Here is a 19045-nt window from a genome sequence, read left to right as displayed (position 1 = left end):
ATTTTACGGTAAAAGTTTAGCAATAATACGGATATCTTTGCCGATCATACGTAAATCAATTATATTTAGTTCTTTTGCTTGGCTCAAGCTTTCAATGCTTGTCATATTCACTAAGCTTTTACTGTCTGCACCCATCAATTTAGGGGCTTGATATAAAATCAATTCATCGACTAAATTTTGTTCAATAAAAGCACCCGCTAATCGAGCACCTGACTCAATGAGTACATCATTTAAATTTAGCTTAGCTAAATATTGAAGTAATGCATGTAAGTCAATCTGTTGTTCATTAGCTAATGTATTGACTACAGGTAAAACCACCTGCTTTACAAAATGAGGCCATTGATGAATGTTTTCAATGGTACGACGAATTAAAATTATTGGGCTGTGCTCATTAAATAAAGCTAAGTTAGGCGTTAAGCGATTTTTTGTATCTATAATCACTCTTATCGGTTGCCTAACGTCTTCCTCTTGATAACTATCTTTTAATTCCCCTAGCTCAGACCAACGTACCGTCATTTTTGCATTATCGGTTAATATACTGTCAGCACCACTGATAATCGCACAACTTTGTGCGCGTAAACGCTGAACATCTTGTCGAGCTTGAGGCGAAGTAATCCATTTACTTTCACCATTTTTCATCGCGGTTTTTCCATCTAAACTCGCCGCTAATTTACAACGGACGTAGGGCAAACCTGTGGTCATTTGTTTGATAAAACCAACATTTAAATCTTCAGCCGCTTGTCTTAACAAACCGTGTTGCGAAGATATTTCCGCTTGTGCTAACATTTTTAAACCATTACCAGCAACTTTAGGATTTGGATCAACCATCGCCGCTATGACATGTTTAATACCGGCAAGAATAAGTCCTTTAGCACAGGGTGGCGTTAACCCATAATGACTACACGGCTCAAGTGTTACATAAGCGGTTGCACCTTGCGCATTTTTACCCGCCATTGCTAACGCGTTAACTTCAGCATGGCCTTCACCCGCTTTTTGATGAAAACCTTCTCCGACAATTTTACCATCTTTTACCAAAACACAACCAACGCGCGGATTAGGCGAGGTGGTATAATGTCCTTGTTTGGCAAGCATTATAGCCCGTTGCATAAAACGGTAATCTTCGGCTGAAAATTCTTTCATCTATTTTTCATTACCTAAGCGCGCAATTTCTTCACTAAATTCGCGAATATCTTCAAAAGAGCGATAAACCGAGGCAAAACGCACATAAGCGACTTTATCTAATTCTTTTAATTGTTCCATGATGATATTACCAAGCAACTCACTCGATACTTCTCGCTCACCAGTGGCACGTAGCTTTGATTTGACTTTATTAATCGATAGTTCGACTTGCTCGACACTCACCGGACGTTTTTCGAGTGCTCGCACTAAACCATTACGCATTTTATCTTCATTGAAAGGCTCACGTGAACCATCATTTTTAATAATACGTGGCATAACTAACTCAGCAGTTTCAAAGGTAGTGTAGCGCTCATGACAGGCTAGACATTCGCGGCGACGGCGAACTTGATGACCGTCAGAGACCAAACGAGAGTCAATGACTTTGGTATCTAAGGCTCTACAAAAAGGACAATACATGGAAAGCTCCAAAAAAGGTTATACCAATCCCAATAAGTATATTTTTATCTTAATGGACTCGGTACTTTCGACACATAGCTCTGTTTAATTGACAGAAACAATAATGGCCGCTAATGCGGCCATTTTAGTCTAATTAAGCTATTGTTACATTAACTTATTTATAGCTTTTCCCATTAGACTTTAAGTGCCACAGCTATATCGCTTAAGACACTAAAGTCGTTAGCTTAATTTACGCGTATACAGGGAAGCGTGAACAAAGTTCTTTAACACTGGCTTTAACATCAGTAACCGTCTGTTCATTGTTGATATCGTCTAAAATATCACAAATCCAACCCGTTAATGCTTGAGTTTCAACAACGCCAAAACCACGACGCGTAATAGCCGGAGTACCTAAACGTAAACCAGAAGTTACAAACGGAGAACGTGGGTCGTTAGGTACTGAGTTTTTATTTACCGTAATATGGGCACGGCCTAATGCAGCATCAGCATCTTTACCTGTAATATCTTTATCAATTAAGTCAAGTAACAATAAGTGGTTTTCAGTGCCGTTAGAAACAACTTTGTAACCGCGTTCCTGAAGAACAGCAACCATAGCTTTAGCATTGTCTAAAACATTCTGTTGATAAACTTTAAACTCAGGCTCTAATGCTTCTTTAAATGCAACCGCTTTAGCTGCAATAATGTGCATTAATGGGCCACCTTGGCCACCTGGGAAAACAGCAGAGTTTAATTTTTTATAGATAGCTTCGTCATCACAACCCGAAATAATTAAACCACCACGAGGACCGGCTAATGTTTTATGAGTAGTTGTAGTAACAACATGCGCATGTGGCACTGGGTTTGGATATAAACCGGCGGCAATTAAACCAGCAACATGAGCCATATCAACGAAAAAGTATGCGCCAACACCGTCTGCGATTTTACGCATACGTGCCCAATCAACAACACCAGAGAAAGCAGAAAAACCACCAATGATCATTTCTGGTTTATGTTCTTGTGCTAAACGTTCCATTTCTTCGTAATCTATGTCACCTGTTTCTGGGTGAAGACCGTATTGAAATGCTTCGTAAGACTTGCCAGAAAAACTAACATGAGAACCATGCGTTAAATGACCACCGTGCGCTAAACTCATTCCTAACACTTTACCACCTGGAGTAACAAGCGCTTGAAAAACTGCAGCATTAGCTTGAGAACCAGCATGAGGTTGCACGTTCGCGTAAGTTGCGCCAAATAATTCTTTTGCACGGTCTATGGCTAATTGCTCAGCGATATCTACGAATTCACAACCACCGTAGTAACGTTTGCCTGGGTAACCTTCAGCATATTTATTAGTTAATTGAGAACCTTGTGCTTCAAGAACACGCGGGCTACAGTAATTTTCTGAAGCAATAAGTTCGATGTGCTCTTCTTGGCGAACTTTCTCATTGCTCATCGCTTGATAAAGTTCCGGGTCAAAATCAGCAATATTCATATCACGTGTAAACATGGTTTTTCCTCAATTATTCAGCCTTAGCTGTTACAGACAATTGTCTAATGGATAGCAAAATTTATGCGGCGTATATTGCCTGAAATCAGCTCAGTTGTACACGGATAAAGGTACAAGCTTTAGCTCATTTAGTAATCTAATATGCCAAGAGTGTTGCTGTTATTATCGATAAAAACTTTTACAGCTTTGATCAACGTTAACAGCAAATAGAATATAACGAAGAAAAAAAGCAATAACAAGAAATTTAAAACAGAAATAAAGCAGAAAAACAAAATATAATCTATCTTATTAAGAAATAACCAATATTTATTTTATTAAAATATCATTTAGTTGTTTTAACTCTTCTTGCCTTTTTATATAAAAAGACTGACTGACAAGCCAAATACTCACCAGAAATATATTCAAAATAGCTAGACCAACAATGGGCGATTTTTCTAATTGCTCGGTGACAGCAAAAACATACCAATTGGCAAAGGGCCCAATAATGAGACAAGAGAACTTTATTAACTTGATGTAGCTAATAGACGACTGACAACCGAGAATGGCATGTTCAATTGCTTTATCAGGACTTCCACAATTTATTTTCCATGCCGATAAACGAGCTTTAATGGCAAATATTACAAAAATAATGGAAAGAATGCCACCACCACCTAAGTAAATAATGGTTGCTTGATCTTTCGAGCCACTGAGCCACATATAGCTAGCTACAAACAACATAGCCAACGTAGCCATAATATCTATGACTAATAAAGATTTAGCCCACACAGTTCTTTGCTTTGTTTGTTTAAGTAAACGGTTAATATCGGTTTTAATAATAGGTTGGCTTTGCCAGTCTTGGCTCATCTGCGCCCATTGTTCATCAATTACCGAACTATCGAGTGGTTTAGTCGCTTTATTCTTGGGTAAAGTTGCAACATCAAGTATCGCCTCAGCTTGACTTTGAGTAGATAAAATCACTTTACTTTTTTTATGTAACAGGGAATCTTCTTCGTTCATACCGCCTCCATTAACTTACTCAAAGCGATTTTTGCGCGTTGTAAACGCACACCAACAAGATTAACGGATATCACTAAAATATCGGCAATTTCTTGATAACTCATGCCTTCGAGCGCTAAGGTGATCACTTGCTGTTGTTCAAGTTTAAGTTGCCTAATAGATTGAGCTAAACGTTGTTGTCTACGTTGTTTTTCTAAGCTCTGATGGGGTGTAGGTTGAATTTTATCTTGCTCTGTCTCTTGGCAAATATCATCAATACTTTGCTCTACCTTGACACTTTTTACTGCTTTGGCAACATGCGTAGCTAAAACATTATGAGCAATACGAGCGACAAAAGTTTTTACCGTACAGTCATTTCTAAAGCTAGGTAGTGCCCGCCAAAGATTGAGGGCTATTTCTTGAAAAAGCTCATCTTGAATTGACGGTTTTGCTTCAAATCCGGTAATGATATGACGGAGTAATTTTTCATACTCTGTCATCCATTGGGTGAATGTTTGCTGATAATTTGCAGTACGTTTCAAAGAATAACTCAATATATGTTGATACGCCGTTTGAAAGCGGTCTTGTTGCTGTAATGTTAATTCTATCGAGTTATTCATCTTAATACCAACTCAGCGTATTGTCATAAAGATTAACTTAATGACATCACCACTTTTTCTGATTTTAATTTTTGTGCGAGTGCCAGCACTAATGCCACTGTCATCCCCACCGTAATTGCGGTGGTACTTGCAAGCACAGTCCAATCGACAGGTAAGCCCTTAAAAACATCTTCCATCAACATTGATTGTCCTGAAATAGGTAACCAATTCACCCATTCAGGCTTATCATCAATCATCATAATGGCAAACGGTACCATAGCAGGAAGCATAATTAGCATAGAGACGGTTGACTGCGCTTCTTTAAAACTTTTCGCTTGAAACGAAAAGAATAATTGTAAAGCCGTTGCAAAAAAACATAGTGGAATAAGTAGTAGTAATAAGGCCGCAATACTAAAGGCATTTAAACTAAAGGTTGCCCCTATTTTAGTGAGATCAATAAAGCCAACAGAAACGGTGGTTAATACCAACATGATAACAATAGACAATACTGAAATAGAACTGGCACAAGTCATTTTTGCCAACACTATTTTAAGGGTACTGACCGGCTGACATAGTAGCATCTCTAAAACATTACGTTCCCGCTCACCCGCACTCGAGTCAATGGCAATTGATAGCCCTGAAACAAAAGCGCCCATCAATAAATAGATACCTAAAAACATCGAGACCATCACTGCATTGCTGGTTGGAAGTGCTGTATCTTGTTCTTGCAGAACAATAGGTTGTAATAAATTAATATCAACTCCCCTGACCAGTAAACGCTTATAACCGATAGCAAGTGAGTATTCTCGTACCACTTCTTTGACTCTTCGGATCGGTGCACTAGAGGCTTTTTTACCAAAATCCGCACGTAAAACAACGTCTATAGCCTGACCCGCTAACATTTTTTCAGCAAAATCTTTTGGTATATCTACTTCAATATTACGTTCTTGCCATGCGTACTTTTCTTCTTCAGGTACATCGGCAAATTGTAAAATATTATTGACGGCAAACTTCTCAATCAATTTGGGTGCAAATTCAGCGCCGGTAAATTGCACATAAATAGGGGGGTTATCAACGATTTCTTTGATCATGGTTTTCGATATTACCATAATCATTATTGGCGCGAATAAGCCCATACTTAACGCGACCATCAAGGCACGTTTATCACGAAAGGCTTCTCTTAATTCTTTAATTAGTAATGCTTTAAACTGGATCATGCGGCAACTCCTTCATCTGAGCCAATTAATTTAACAAAGGCATCTTCTAATAATTTTTCACCCGCTAAATCACATAACTCTTGTGGCGTGCCTTGTGCGGCTAATTTGCCATTAGAAACAATAATTACCCGATCACATAAGGCAGCAACTTCTTGCATGACATGTGATGAAAATAAAATACAATGACCTTTCTCTTTAAATTTGGCTAAGTGATTGCGCAAAACTCGTGTACTCATTACATCGAGTCCGCGAGTAGGTTCATCAAGAACAAAGTTTTTCGGCTGATGCACTAAAGCCTGAGCTAAAGTGACTTTCATCCGTTGCCCTTGCGAGAAGCCGACCGTTTTACGATGCGCTAATTCTTCCATTTCTAAATCTTTAAATATTTGCGCTATTGCCGCTTTTTTCTTCGCTCCTTGCATACCATGAAGACTGGCGAAGTAGTCCACTTGTTCATAGGCCGTTAAACGTTCGTACAAACCAAATTTATCCGGAAAGATACCTAATCGTTGCCTAACGGCTAAAGGGTCTTCTAAAACATTAATACCATCGACTAATACCGAACCTTCATCAGCTTTTAGCAAACCATAGAGAGTACGTAAACAAGTCGTTTTACCCGCACCATTTGGACCTAGAATACCGGTGATCTCACCATTTTTCGCAGTAAACGACAAACCATCTAGGGCTTTTACCGTATTTTTTTTATCGATAAAGCTTTTATGTAAATTGTTAACTTCAATCATAATAATTATATCCTTATAGGTTGCCGTTTAAATGCGTCATAAATGTTTCACTTTTTAACTCAGCTAAACACGATTCATCTAAATCATTCGGATCGAGTGTTGTTAGAAATTCATTAACAATTTCAATACCGCAAGGCGTTGAAGCAACAATATGTGCACTGTTTTTAGAAACAATGTGGTGATTATTAGGTAAGGTTTTGGCAGATTCATCACCGTTACTCGGCGGTGTTACTGGGTCTAAATTTCCTGATAAAATAAGTGTTGGGATATTAGCCGTTACACTTTGATAGAAATCATCGCTAACCGCATACTTAGGCCATAACGGACAGGCTTGTAGCCAAGCACTATGGCTGTCGTTGCCACCAAAAGTATTGTTAGCATCGCCAGCAAACATTTCAGTAGTAATTTTAGGAAAGTCTTCATTACAGACAATATTTAACGTTAAGCCCACATACATACCCATTCCCCCTTCTGACATGGCAATTAAACCAATCATAGGTTGATAGTTACCTAAAAAAGCCTGATGTATAACCAAGGGCACTAAAGTACGGGTTTGCATAGAGTATAATTGCATGCGTAAATTACTAATAAACTTGCTACGACTTAACACGAAGTCAGTCTTTGTACCTAAACGGGGATGCGCTATTTTAAGATTTACCGGCGCTTGTTCTAGTCGAGCAATAACCGCTGTAAAGTCATCTTTTAATGAAGGGTAAGCGCTGTTACAACTTTCATCTTGCTGGCAGTTTTCGAGTAATAAATTAAATGAACGCGCGGAACTTTGACCAAAAGTACCAATAGGCACTTCAATGGGACCAACACTATCTAGTACGACACTGTTAAGTGCATCAGGAAAAAGGCGCATATAAACCAATGCCGCACGTGTACCGTAAGAGCCACCATAAATATTAATTTTTTCATGGCCGAGTGCAACGCGTACTGCATCAAAATCACGAATAGCATTTTCTGAATTATATTGACTTAAGTCGCCTTTGAATTGTGCGATACAGTCTTTGATTTCTTGTGGAGAAAAGTCTTCAGGAATAATTTCATAAGCGTTTCTTACTTCATTTTCATCACACGATAAAGGATGTGATTTCCCCGTACCCCGTTGATCCACTAAAATAATGTCATGCGACTTTTTAATTTCACCAAAAGTACTAAATATATGTGCGGCTAGTTCAACGGATGCTTGACCTGGCCCACCCGCTAAAAACATTAAAGGCGTTTTATTTTGACTACTATCAATAGCCGGCAGCACCGCAAAATTAACGCTTATTTTTTCACCTTCAGGTAAACTATAATTTTCTGGTACTTGTAATGTGCCACACTGAACTTGCGACTTAATGCCCTTTAGGTGGCAGTTTTCTAAGCTTAAAACTTCTTTATTATTATTTTGTGTATTATTGTCTTCAGCTAAAAGTAGTGAGCTAAAACTCAGTAAACTTAATGCTAAAAGGCTTTGCCATTTTATTTTCATTATTTTATTCCTTTTAAAATATCGAACATATAGTCTCAGCCTTAGACTTTTTATTACAGTTTATTTTAATAAAGCTGCATTTATTTTTAAGTAATTGTTTATAAATGACATTTAGTAGTATTATTTTAAGCAAGGATCGGTAATTTCTAGCATCACGGCTTTAGGATCTTTTACTGCAACTTCAAGAACAGATACTGAAATAAATTCAGTATGACGGTTTTAGGATCTTTTACTGCAACTGCAAGAACAGATACTGAAATAAATTCAGCATGACGGCTTTAGTACCTTTTACTGGAACTTCAAGAACAGATACTGAAATAAATTCAGTATGACGACCTTAAGATATCGTGACTTAGATGCTGAAATAAATTCAGCATGACGATAAGTGCGCAAGACAAACGCTGACCATTCGTCGTTCATTGCCATCCATGGCACCACGACATACCGTACATCCTGTACATAAAAAAACCGAATAACATTTAATGCTATTCGGTTTTTACTTCTAGAGAAAACTGTTTTTAATCGTGATTAGAACTGGTTAGAGGTGTTGTTCTCGCCACCTGCTTTAAGCGCGTTCTCACCAGCAAAGTATTCTTTGTGATCATCACCCATGTCAGAGCCTGACATGTTTTGATGTTTAACACAGGCAATACCTTGACGAATTTCTTTACGTTGTACACCTTCAACATAACCAAGCATCGCCGCGTCGCCAAAGTATTCTTTAGCTAGGTTATCTACAGACAATGCTGTTGTATGGTAAGTAGGAAGCGTGATTAAGTGATGGAAGATACCAGCTTTACGTGAAGTCTCAGCTTGGAAGCTACGGATTTTGTCATCTGCTGATGCAGCTAACTCAGTCGTATCGTAATCAACATTCATTAAATCAGCACGTACATAGTTAGATACATCTTCACCCGCAGCAACCATAGCGTCAAACGCTTGCTGGCGGAAGTTTAATGTCCAGTTGAACGATGGGCTGTTGTTGTAAACAAGTTTAGCATTTGGAATTTCTTTACGAACTTCATCCATCATGGCTGTGATATCGGCAACGTTAGGTGTCGCTGTTTCTATCCATAACAAATCAGCACCCGCTTTAATTGCTTCTATGCTGTCAAAAACACAACGCTCTTCACCAGTACCTTGACGGAATTGGTATAAACCAGAAGGTAAACGTTTAGGACGAACAAGTTTACCGTCACGGTTAAAGCATACATCGCCTTCAGCCATGTCAGCTACGTCAATCTCTTCAACATCTAAGAAAGAGTTATAGATATCACCTTGATCGCCTGGCGTTTTAACAACCGCGATTTCTTTAGTCAGGCCAGCACCTTCAGAGTCAGTGCGTGAAACGATGATACCGTTGTCGATACCTAGTTCTAGGAATGCATGACGTAAAGCACGAATTTTTGAATGAAAATCTGCATGAGGAACCGTTACTTTACCATCTTGATGGCCACATTGCTTTTCATCGGCAACCTGGTTTTCGATTTGAAGAGCACAAGCGCCTGCTTCAATCATTTGCTTAGCCATAAGGTAAGTTGCTTCTGCATTACCAAAACCAGCATCGATGTCAGCAATAATTGGTACAACGTGAGTAACATGGTTATCAATTTTATCTTGAATAGCGGCTTTATCAGCGGCACTTGCTGCGTCTAGGTCGCGAAAAAGACCACCGAGTTCACGTGCATCGGCTTGACGAAGAAAAGTATAAAGTTCTTTAACTAAAGCAGCGACAGATGTTTTCTCGTGCATTGATTGGTCAGGAAGAGGACCTAATTCTGAACGAAGTGCTGCAACCATCCAACCTGAAAGGTATAAGTAACGACGGTCTGTTTTGCCACCAAAATGTTTCTTAATAGAAATCATTTTTTGTTGGCCAACAAAACCGTGCCAGCAACCTAAAGACTGAGTATACTTAGAGCTATCAGCATCGTAAGCATCCATATCGCGACGCATGATGTCGGCAGTATACTGAGCGATATCTAAACCAGTTTTGAATTTATTCTGTGCTCTCATACGAGCTATTGACTCAGGATTAATAGTATCCCAAGAGGTACCTGCATTTGCTTTAATCGCTTTAACCGCTTCTATTGCATTTTGATAATTAGACATAGTACTCTCCAAGAGTCTGATAATATTTTTAAAAGGTCTTGTTCGCTTCAACACTTAAAATAAAAAGTAAAAATTAAAGCAAACACACCGAACAAGACAAAGTCTAGAACATCCTGAGAGTATTCTTAAAATATATAATATCAATCACTACCATTCACAAGATAAATACCAAACTCACAAATAATAATTGTACTTATTTTTCAATAGGTAATAAGCATAAACCTCAGTATTACCGCTTTAAAAGCTTATTAATATTTTTATTAGACAATGAAAACTTCTTGATTTATTTTTCTGCACATGACATATACATTAGTTATATTATTTCTGTTGGTCATAAAAACTATGAATATTGCTAAAATCGATTTAAATCTTCTTATTTACCTTGATGTTTTATTAAGAGAAAAAAATGTTACTCGTTCAGCAAGCCAGCTTAATATTACCCAACCGGCAATGAGTAACGGTTTAAAAAGACTAAGAAACTTATTTAATGATCCGATATTAGTAAGAACATCTGATGGCATGGTACCAACCGAACGCTCGCGCGCTTTAGCACCGGTGATCAGAAAAATCTTATTAGAACTTGAAGAAGCGTTGCAGGGTGAAGAAGAGTTTAATGAAAAGCACAGCCAACGTGTTTTCCGCATTATGGCAAGTGATTACGCGGCTTCAACGTTACTGCCAAGTTTATTAAGAAAAATAAATGAAATTGCCCCGAATGTGACCATTGATATTATGACGCCAAGTGACGTAACTTTTCACGATGTTGAAGCTGGTAAAATTGATATGGCGATTAACCGCTTTGATGAATTACCACAGTCATTTCATCAGAAAACCATCTGGCGTGATTCATTCTCATGTTTGTTAAGTGCTAATAGCCCTTATGTAGCTGAATTCAATTTAGATACTTATCTGTCATCAAAGCATGTTTGGGTGTCAAAAACTGGCTTTGGGGTTGGAGTGGGTATGGATCCCAAAGACGTACAAAAATTGGGTTGGGTAGATGAAGCGTTAGCACGTTTAGGCAAGCAAAGAGATATAAAGGTATTTACCCGTAATTATCATGTTGCTATGCAACTCGCTCATGAAGATGGCTTAATCGCCACTTTACCGACAAAAGCGGCTTTATTACACAAAGATGATAACAAATATACCATTGTTGATCCCCCTTTTGACATTCCTGATATAGAATTAAAAATGATTTGGAGCCCGTTATTACATCATGATGCTAGCCATATTTGGTTTAGACAACTGGTTATTGAAGCGGCAGCACAAGGGTAATATTACGCCATGTTTAGTCATATAATCTACAGTATATTCTCGGTAGGTATTTGTTTGTTAGCAGGAAAAGTGATTGAGACTTTCCTGCCTATCTTACCTGCGAGTTTATATGGCATGATGATGTTCACCATGCTACTGCATTTTAAGATACTTAATGCCAAGCGTATTCAACCTTGTATTGAGTGGGCGTTGGCTAATATGGCGGTTTGTTTTGTCCCTGCGGGTGTTGGCATCATTAATCACTTCGAATTAATTAAAGCGCATGGCTTCACCTTAATTGCCATCATCTTTTTTACGACCTTTTTATTACTCACCTTTGTTGGACTTGTTTATCAGCGACAACTTAATCGACAGCAATTAACCGCAACTAGCGAGCAAAACAAGTGATAAGCCCCCCCCTTTTATCAATGATAAGCGCTGCCTTATTTTTTATACTGCTTACACTTGCGGTTTATCATGCTTATGCCAAGTTACAACAAAAATTAAAAAAAGCCTGGTTAAATCCAATGCTGTTGTCGATTCTAACGCTGATCCCATTTTTGCTAATATTTAACATTCCTTTTGAACAATATTACCAAGCCACCGCCTCATTAAATAAACTCTTAGAGCCTGCTGTTGTGGCTTTGGGTTTCCCGTTATACCAGCATCTTCAAACGATTAAAAAACAATGGCGACATATAATGGTACTGCTATTGGTTGGGGTATTTATCGCCATATCGATAAGTTTTATCATCACTTTATTGACCATTAATCAATACGATATTGCCGTATCGCTTTCTTTGAAATCAGTAACAACACCGATTGGCATAGCATTAACGGAACAACTCAATGGCAGTAATTCCATCACTGCGTTTGCGATAATTTTAGCCGGATTGTTTGGCGCTTTATTAGGTCCTCCTTGGCTATCTTTAATTAAGGTCACCTCACCTAAAGCACAAGGCTTAGCTATTGGCGCGGCGAGCCATGCATTGGGAACCGCAACAATTAGCAAAGTGAGTTATGAGCATGCCGCCTACAGTTCTTTGGCTTTGATTATTTCAGCGGTTATCACTGCCATCTTTAGTCCAATGATTATTAATACTTTGGTACTTTTTTTACGCTAACGGCCCACAACGATTTTACTATATAGAGTGCTCACTATGAATACTCGGCAACAGCTGCACCATAATATTTTTGATGAAAAATGATTGACGCGCTTTATCAAAAGTTACATTCACAAAAAAAACAAATCAAACAACTTACATTCACAATATTTATGGTAGCTATTATTAATAACAATAATTAGTTATTGGACCGATTTTAATAAAATCAAAAACTAAATAGTCTATAATTATCATTTAGATATAATAAAAATCACTTATCAAAATACAAAAATAACAACTAATTTCTTTAGGAAACTTTTTTCAGCTCTTGCATGAAAAAATAATACCTCCTACATTGCACTTAGATACTGTTATTAATTATGTTTAATGCTCTTTTAGAAAGAGGGTTAAATACATTTATGATAAAAATATTTACGCCATAGTTAAATATTCAAATAGAAGTTGCGTAAATGATTGCACAAGAGGAAACATGATGACCCCGTACATAAAGATCCAAAATATCCAAGTAGCGCAATGTTTACATCAATTTATTGAACAGGATGTACTTCCTCATAGCCTAATTTCACCAACAGATTTTTGGCAAAACTTCTCAACAATCATTGAAAAATTAACACCTATTAATAAAGCCTTGTTAGCAACACGTGATGATTTACAAACAAAAATAGATGGCTGGCATCAGAATAACTTTGCCGATAACTTTGATTTTTCATCATACAAAAAATTTCTAAAAGACATCAATTACCTGGTACCTGAGGTTGATGACTTTGCCATAACAACCAAAAATGTAGATGCTGAATTAGCAACAATGGCGGGCCCGCAACTCGTGGTACCAATAATGAACGCTAGGTTTGCCATTAACGCCGTTAATGCTCGTTGGGGAAGCTTGTATGATGCCCTTTATGGTAGCGACGTTATTTCTTCAGAAAATGGGGCTGAAAACGCTGGTGGCTATAATGCCATTCGTGGTCAAAAGGTTATTGAATTTGCCCGACAATTTTTAGATCAAAGTATTCCATTAACTGCTGGTAGTCACGTCCAAGCGAAACACTACAACGTATCTGATGCTCTTTTAACGGTTACACTTGAAAGTGGCGAAACCGTTAAACTTGCAAATGGCGATGCTTTTAAAGGTTATCAAGGCACAGTAGATGCACCAACCGCGCTATTGTTTGAACATAATGGTTTACACTTTGAAATTAACTTTAATAAAAGTAGTGTTATCGCAAAAAGCGATAAAGCAGGTATTTCTGACATTACCCTTGAGTCGGCTTTAACCACCATTATGGATTGTGAAGACTCTGTCGCAGCCGTTGATGCTGATGATAAAGTGGTCGCTTATAAAAACTGGTTGGGATTAATGCAAGGTAACTTAACCACTGACTTAGTCAAAAATGGTAAAACTATTCAGCGCACTATGGCGGTTGACAGACAGTATCATCAAACTGATGGCGCGAACTTAACGCTAAAAGGCCGTAGTTTAATGTTTGTCCGTAATGTTGGGCATTTAATGACGAACAATGCCATCTTATTAGCTGATGGCTCTGAAGTGCCAGAAGGTATTATTGATGCCATGGTAACCTCACTAATCGCTAGCCTTAATTTACAACAAACTGCCGATGCCAAGTCATTTTGTAATAGTGCAGAAAAATCAATTTATATTGTTAAGCCAAAAATGCATGGTCCAGAAGAGGTCGCTTTTGCTAATACATTATTTGAACAAGTCGAAGATGCTTTAGCGTTAACAAGAAACACCATAAAAATGGGTATAATGGATGAAGAGCGTCGTACAAGTGTTAATTTAAAGGCTTGTATCGCTCAAGCTAAGTCTCGTGTGGTCTTTATTAACACTGGCTTCTTAGACCGCACCGGTGATGAAATTCATACATCAATGGCGGCTGGTATTATGGCTAAAAAAGCAGATATCAAGTTAACACCTTGGATAAGCGCTTATGAAGATAATAACGTTGATGTAGGCTTAGCCTGTGGCTTTAGTGGCAGAGCACAAATTGGTAAGGGCATGTGGCCCATTCCTGATCAAATGTTGAATATGTTAGCTACTAAAATTAATCACGTACAAGCAGGGGCAAATACAGCTTGGGTACCTTCTCCTACAGCAGCAACCCTGCACGCCTTGCATTATCATAGAGAGAATGTTTTCGCGCTTCAGAAAAAGTTAATGCTACGTACTCCGGCTAACTTAGATGATATCTTAACGATACCACTCGCAAAAGACACCAACTGGAGTGAGCAGGAGATCTCTGATGAACTCGATAATAACGCTCAGGGTATTTTAGGCTACGTTGTACGATGGATTGATCAAGGTGTCGGTTGTTCAAAAGTGCCTGATATTAATAATGTCGGTTTAATGGAAGACAGAGCAACTTTACGTATCTCCAGTCAACATATGGCCAATTGGATGAAGCATGAGGTTTGTAGTGAACAACAAGTGTTAGCCAGTTTGAAAAAGATGGCTAAAACTGTTGATAGCCAAAATAAAAATGATGTTAACTATCAACCAATGGCAACTAACTTTGAAAAGAGTATCGCTTTTAAAGCGGCTTGTGATTTAGTATTTTTAGGCACAACACAAGTTAATGGTTATACCGAACCTTTATTACATAGTTACCGACTAAAAGTGAAGCAACTCAGTTAGTCTCGTCTAATACGCCCTCTAAAAAAGAAATATTAATCTTAATATTTCTTTTTTTTATTTAAGCTCAATGAAACTTTCCTCCACAATTGCCTGTCTATCTAACTAACTAATACACTTTTAATGATGATTTACCTGGGTTAAGTAAGACTAAAAAGCCATTAAACTCAAATTTTTAACCATTGAACTTATATCGTTGGCTATATATTTCTTAACAATTTATAGTTAGGGTGTAAACAATATAGTTACAATTTCAATTAGATAGAATAGTACAAGTAAGATTGTTTTCAATACAGAAATTTTGTAGTCAATGCTATGTGAATTTATAAGACGAGGATCGCAACATGAAATCACAAATTAGAACGGTAGCGTTAAGTGCCATATTCAGCATCATTGGATTGTGCTGTACCCTTTCGACTGCTTCAGCAGAATCAAATAACGCACAAATGAACAAAGAGCTAAAGACGATTACTTATATGTTTGCTTTTCCTAAAGTGGTAGATGAAGGTGGCGCTAAAGAAAAACCCTTGTTAAAGCCAGACAATAACTTAAAAGAACTTAACGCAGCTACAACAACCACTAAAAATGGATATTTTGAATTGGCCATTATTTTTAATGATAAATTGCAGCAGTTAATTTCCGCTTTATTTGTTGATGATATGGGTAACGCTCGTGACATCCCCTTAAAGCAGTTATCTAAAATAGACTAAACTCAAACAACGACTTTAATCATAATAGCCTAAAAATCATTTCAGGCTATTAATAAAAAAAAAGCCTCAAGGGCTTTTTTTTTAACAGAAAAATAAGGTTTATGCTTCAAGTTCACCTTGTTTATCTTTTATCGGTACCCTGACCTCAAAACTACAGCCTACTTTTGTATCTAAGCATTTTATAGTGCCTTTTAATTTTGCGTCCACTAAATTATAAACAATATTCATTCCTAGACCTGAACCACCTTGACCACGTTTGGTTGTAACAAAAGGGTCGAAGATACGATTAACAACACTGCTATCTAATCCTTTGCCATTATCACTATAGGTCAGTGTTAAAAAGCCATTATCCTCAACAAACTTTATTGAGATTTCACCACTTTCTCTTTCGTCAAAACCATGAATGTGCGAATTGGTTAAAAAATTTGTCAGAATTTGATTCCATGCACTTGGATAAGTGAGCAAATTAAGTTTTTCATCAACGTCGATATTAATGACATATTTTTTACGTTTAAAGAGAGTTTTTACCGTGTTAACAACATCATTAACGTGTCTGGATAAATTAATTTTCAACTCTGGGTCGGTATGTTGCTCAACAGCAACTGATTTAAAACCTCTGATTAATTCAACCGCTTTGTTTAAACTCCTTTCAATAATATTCTGATATTCAATCAACAGACTCAAGGTTTTAGTTAAATGTGATTTGGTCAGATTTTCAGTCTCTACCGAATGGCTTAACTCCAAGACTTTCTCTTTTAATGCCGTTATTGATGTAACACAGATACCCAATGGCGTATTAACTTCGTGTGCAACCCCTGCAACCAATTGCCCTAAAGAGGCCATTTTCTCTGATTGTACTAGTTGATCTTTTGCTAATGTTAAGTCATCTAAAGATTGTTGTAATTGGTTGTTGCTCGAGGCCAATTTAGCCGTTCGGTCATACACTTTTACTTCAAGTTCACCGTTAAGGTTAATTAACGCATTTTCTGCATCTTCTAACTTTAAGATATCGTTTTTTAAAGTGGTACGCATGTTATTAATCGTTTCGGCAAGCTCATCAAGTTCGTCTTTGGCTTTTGGACGAGAGCTTAATACCAAGGGCGTATCTATTTCATCAGCCGCAACTTGTTGCGAGTAATAAGTAATATGATAAATATGACGAGTAATAAGCCAATGAACAATGAATATAATAAAAAACGCCACAATAAAAATCTTGATCACTTCGGCAGTTAAAATAAATCCTGCTTGCTGCCACAATCGTTGATAAATATCTTTATAGCTCGCGGTAACAATAAGCACACCAATATCATTTTCGCTATAAAATATCGGGTACTCAACGACTTTATCGGCTGAGATATTTTCGTCACCAAACTGATAAGTTTTGCCAAAACCTGTAACAATTTTCACATGACTAATATCAGGTAATTTTACAATACCTTGAATTTGCTGTTGTACTAACGGCTCGTTAAAATCCCACAAGCTAGTGGATATAGATTGAAGATAACTTGTTTCAACATTGCTAAATCTTTGATTTAACGTCGTTAGACTTTCATTGTAGTTAACATACAATTGCAGAAAAGTTGAGCTGATAGACAATACCGAACTACATAGCAATATGTAAATAAGTACTCTACGGCTTAACTTACTATTAAAGGATCCAGATTTTTCCATTTATCACACCATCAATAAAAGCAGTAAAATAGATACGACTATCTGTATTACTTAAAAAAGTTTTTATAACATCATTTAAATATTGATCTTGTTTAATGTCAATAAAAATAACGACATAAAGCTATTAATCAGCATAAAAAAAACGCCTCTAACGAGCAAGGTTTGACTTAGATGTATTAACATATCTAGCGACAAATTTTGCTGCGGTTATATCTTCTAGTGCCTGTACTAGCACCTTTTAAATAATAATATCTACTGCCTTATGTTCTACAAAATAAGGTTTATCAGACATCGAAAATAAATCAGTATTAATACGGTCAGCAAGTATAGCCTTCGCTTTTAACAGCATAGCTAAATAGCCAGTTTAATGTAAGGCACTTTCCATGTTGTCGACAAAAAATATGCGCACACTAAGCACAGATTATCCATTTCTCTCATCTTGGGTCTATAGGCTCCAACCATATCTAAATGTTGATATTTTTGTAATCATTAACCAAAAGATAATGCTTGTGTATTTAGCGTAGCACAAGAAATAATATCCGCCTTATTGATATAGTTTTTTAAATTTTCAATAGCTTCACAATGAATATAAAAAGCTAAACCAGAGGTAGCAGCGGCTCTTTATGCAGTCGGTGATAACGCATAAATACTGATTTAACATTAATTATTTTAATACGAATAACAAATACAAATTTTGAATAGGTGACAGTTCATGCAAGTAATTATCAGAGATTAGTGAAATGAGTTTACTACTGGCATCATTAATAGTTTTGTTTGTCGACTTGCCCGTATTTTTTAATATCAAAATGTCAACGCAGCGGCGCAGTAATATTTTGGTCAATGCGCTTTGTAAGCGCATTAACAATAGGGACAGTAAAGCCTAGTTTACTGTCTCTGAAGAGCAAGCTCGATAATTTTTAAAGGATTAGTTAACCAATAAAATAAATCATCATATGAGCAGTCATTAATAAACATCAGCTACTAAGACTTAACTGAGGACTTTACGCTAACGTTTTATATTTAGGTATCCGTCTCTTTATTGCACTGGTTAAGATAACAATTAATGCTGGGAATGCGGCGTAGAGCATGGTTATTAATATTGACTGACTAAAGAGTATCGCTAAAATAATAAAACCTAAACTTGGTAACATTAGCCAAAATGTATGTTCACTTGCACAGACATTGAACAAGCTGCGCATAATAAAAATAATAGCGCCCGTTAACAAGAATGCGGTGAAAGCGGTTACAACTCCGGCATGATAATTAAGTATAAAATGGGGATAAGAATGAAATACTTCAGAGATAGGAGCAGAGACTCCAAAACTGACTAACCAAAAAAACGTGCCTGCAATTAGGCAGCCGAAGTTAAACGACCACAACTTTTTATTAATAGATATCACTAACGACCCTTACTTTTATTATTAT

General features: G+C 37.1%; 16 protein-coding genes. 5 read left to right on the top strand and 11 right to left on the bottom strand.

Annotated features, from left to right (window positions below):
- Nucleotides 1–3: 3 nt before the first annotated feature.
- The 9 genes from ribD to H4J75_RS17145 form a co-directional block, all read right to left on the bottom strand.
- Nucleotides 4–1140, bottom strand: a complete 1137-nt coding sequence (ribD, locus tag H4J75_RS17185) for a bifunctional diaminohydroxyphosphoribosylaminopyrimidine deaminase/5-amino-6-(5-phosphoribosylamino)uracil reductase RibD (protein ID WP_182222787.1) — start codon at nt 1138–1140, stop codon at nt 4–6.
- A complete protein-coding gene (gene nrdR, locus H4J75_RS17180) occupies nt 1141–1596 on the bottom strand; it encodes a transcriptional regulator NrdR (RefSeq protein ID WP_070375859.1) in 456 nt (151 codons plus the stop codon).
- Between the two features lie 229 nt (nt 1597–1825).
- On the bottom strand, nt 1826–3082 hold the full coding sequence (gene glyA / locus H4J75_RS17175) for a serine hydroxymethyltransferase (protein ID WP_070375858.1): 1257 nt from the start codon (nt 3080–3082) through the stop codon (nt 1826–1828).
- A 306-nt stretch (nt 3083–3388) separates the two neighbouring features.
- On the bottom strand, nt 3389–4078 hold the full coding sequence (locus tag H4J75_RS17170) for a hypothetical protein (protein WP_182222786.1): 690 nt from the start codon (nt 4076–4078) through the stop codon (nt 3389–3391).
- Nucleotides 4075–4677, bottom strand: coding sequence for an RNA polymerase sigma factor (locus H4J75_RS17165; protein WP_070375856.1), 603 nt, complete (start codon nt 4675–4677; stop codon nt 4075–4077). The genes H4J75_RS17170 and H4J75_RS17165 overlap by 4 nt, the downstream gene beginning before the upstream one ends.
- A gap of 32 nt (nt 4678–4709) precedes the next feature.
- Complete coding sequence (locus H4J75_RS17160; protein ID WP_070375855.1) at nt 4710–5873, bottom strand: ABC transporter permease; 1164 nt, start codon at nt 5871–5873, stop codon at nt 4710–4712.
- Entirely contained in the window at nt 5870–6616 is a 747-nt protein-coding gene (locus H4J75_RS17155) for an ATP-binding cassette domain-containing protein (RefSeq protein WP_182216697.1), read from the bottom strand. Before H4J75_RS17155 ends, H4J75_RS17160 begins: the two co-directional genes overlap by 4 nt.
- Before the next feature lie 13 nt (nt 6617–6629).
- Nucleotides 6630–8096 (bottom strand): alpha/beta fold hydrolase, encoded by a 1467-nt coding sequence (locus H4J75_RS17150; RefSeq protein ID WP_182216696.1) that lies wholly within the window; start codon nt 8094–8096, stop codon nt 6630–6632.
- Between the two features lie 528 nt (nt 8097–8624).
- Nucleotides 8625–10208: an isocitrate lyase gene (locus H4J75_RS17145; RefSeq protein ID WP_182202968.1), complete on the bottom strand. Its 1584-nt coding sequence runs from the start codon at nt 10206–10208 to the stop codon at nt 8625–8627.
- A 342-nt stretch (nt 10209–10550) separates the two neighbouring features.
- On the opposite strand from H4J75_RS17145, the gene H4J75_RS17140 reads away from it, so the two are divergent.
- From H4J75_RS17140 to H4J75_RS17120, 5 genes are all read left to right on the top strand, one after another.
- Complete coding sequence (locus H4J75_RS17140; protein ID WP_146795953.1) at nt 10551–11486, top strand: LysR family transcriptional regulator; 936 nt, start codon at nt 10551–10553, stop codon at nt 11484–11486.
- 9 nt (nt 11487–11495) lie between these two features.
- Nucleotides 11496–11873, top strand: coding sequence for a CidA/LrgA family protein (locus H4J75_RS17135; RefSeq protein ID WP_182222785.1), 378 nt, complete (start codon nt 11496–11498; stop codon nt 11871–11873).
- On the top strand, nt 11870–12589 hold the full coding sequence (locus tag H4J75_RS17130; protein ID WP_310733619.1) for an LrgB family protein: 720 nt from the start codon (nt 11870–11872) through the stop codon (nt 12587–12589). The genes H4J75_RS17135 and H4J75_RS17130 overlap by 4 nt, the downstream gene beginning before the upstream one ends.
- Before the next feature lie 472 nt (nt 12590–13061).
- Complete coding sequence (locus H4J75_RS17125) at nt 13062–15242, top strand: malate synthase G (protein WP_182222798.1); 2181 nt, start codon at nt 13062–13064, stop codon at nt 15240–15242.
- A gap of 341 nt (nt 15243–15583) precedes the next feature.
- Nucleotides 15584–15949, top strand: a complete 366-nt coding sequence (locus H4J75_RS17120) for a hypothetical protein (RefSeq protein WP_182216691.1) — start codon at nt 15584–15586, stop codon at nt 15947–15949.
- A gap of 99 nt (nt 15950–16048) precedes the next feature.
- Here H4J75_RS17120 and H4J75_RS17115 read toward each other — a convergent pair whose 3' ends face one another.
- Nucleotides 16049–17620 carry an ATP-binding protein gene (locus tag H4J75_RS17115; protein WP_182222784.1) on the bottom strand — a complete coding sequence of 524 codons (1572 nt, stop codon included), beginning with the start codon at nt 17618–17620 and terminating at the stop codon, nt 16049–16051.
- A 1001-nt stretch (nt 17621–18621) separates the two neighbouring features.
- On the bottom strand, nt 18622–19020 hold the full coding sequence (locus tag H4J75_RS17110) for a hypothetical protein (RefSeq protein ID WP_182222783.1): 399 nt from the start codon (nt 19018–19020) through the stop codon (nt 18622–18624).
- Between the last annotated feature and the right edge of the window lie 25 nt (nt 19021–19045).

Source organism: Colwellia sp. BRX10-1 (assembly GCF_014077545.1).
Lineage (GTDB): Bacteria > Pseudomonadota > Gammaproteobacteria > Enterobacterales > Alteromonadaceae > Colwellia_A.
Note: the sequence above shows the minus strand (reverse complement) of the source record. Positions and strands in the feature narration are given on the sequence as shown.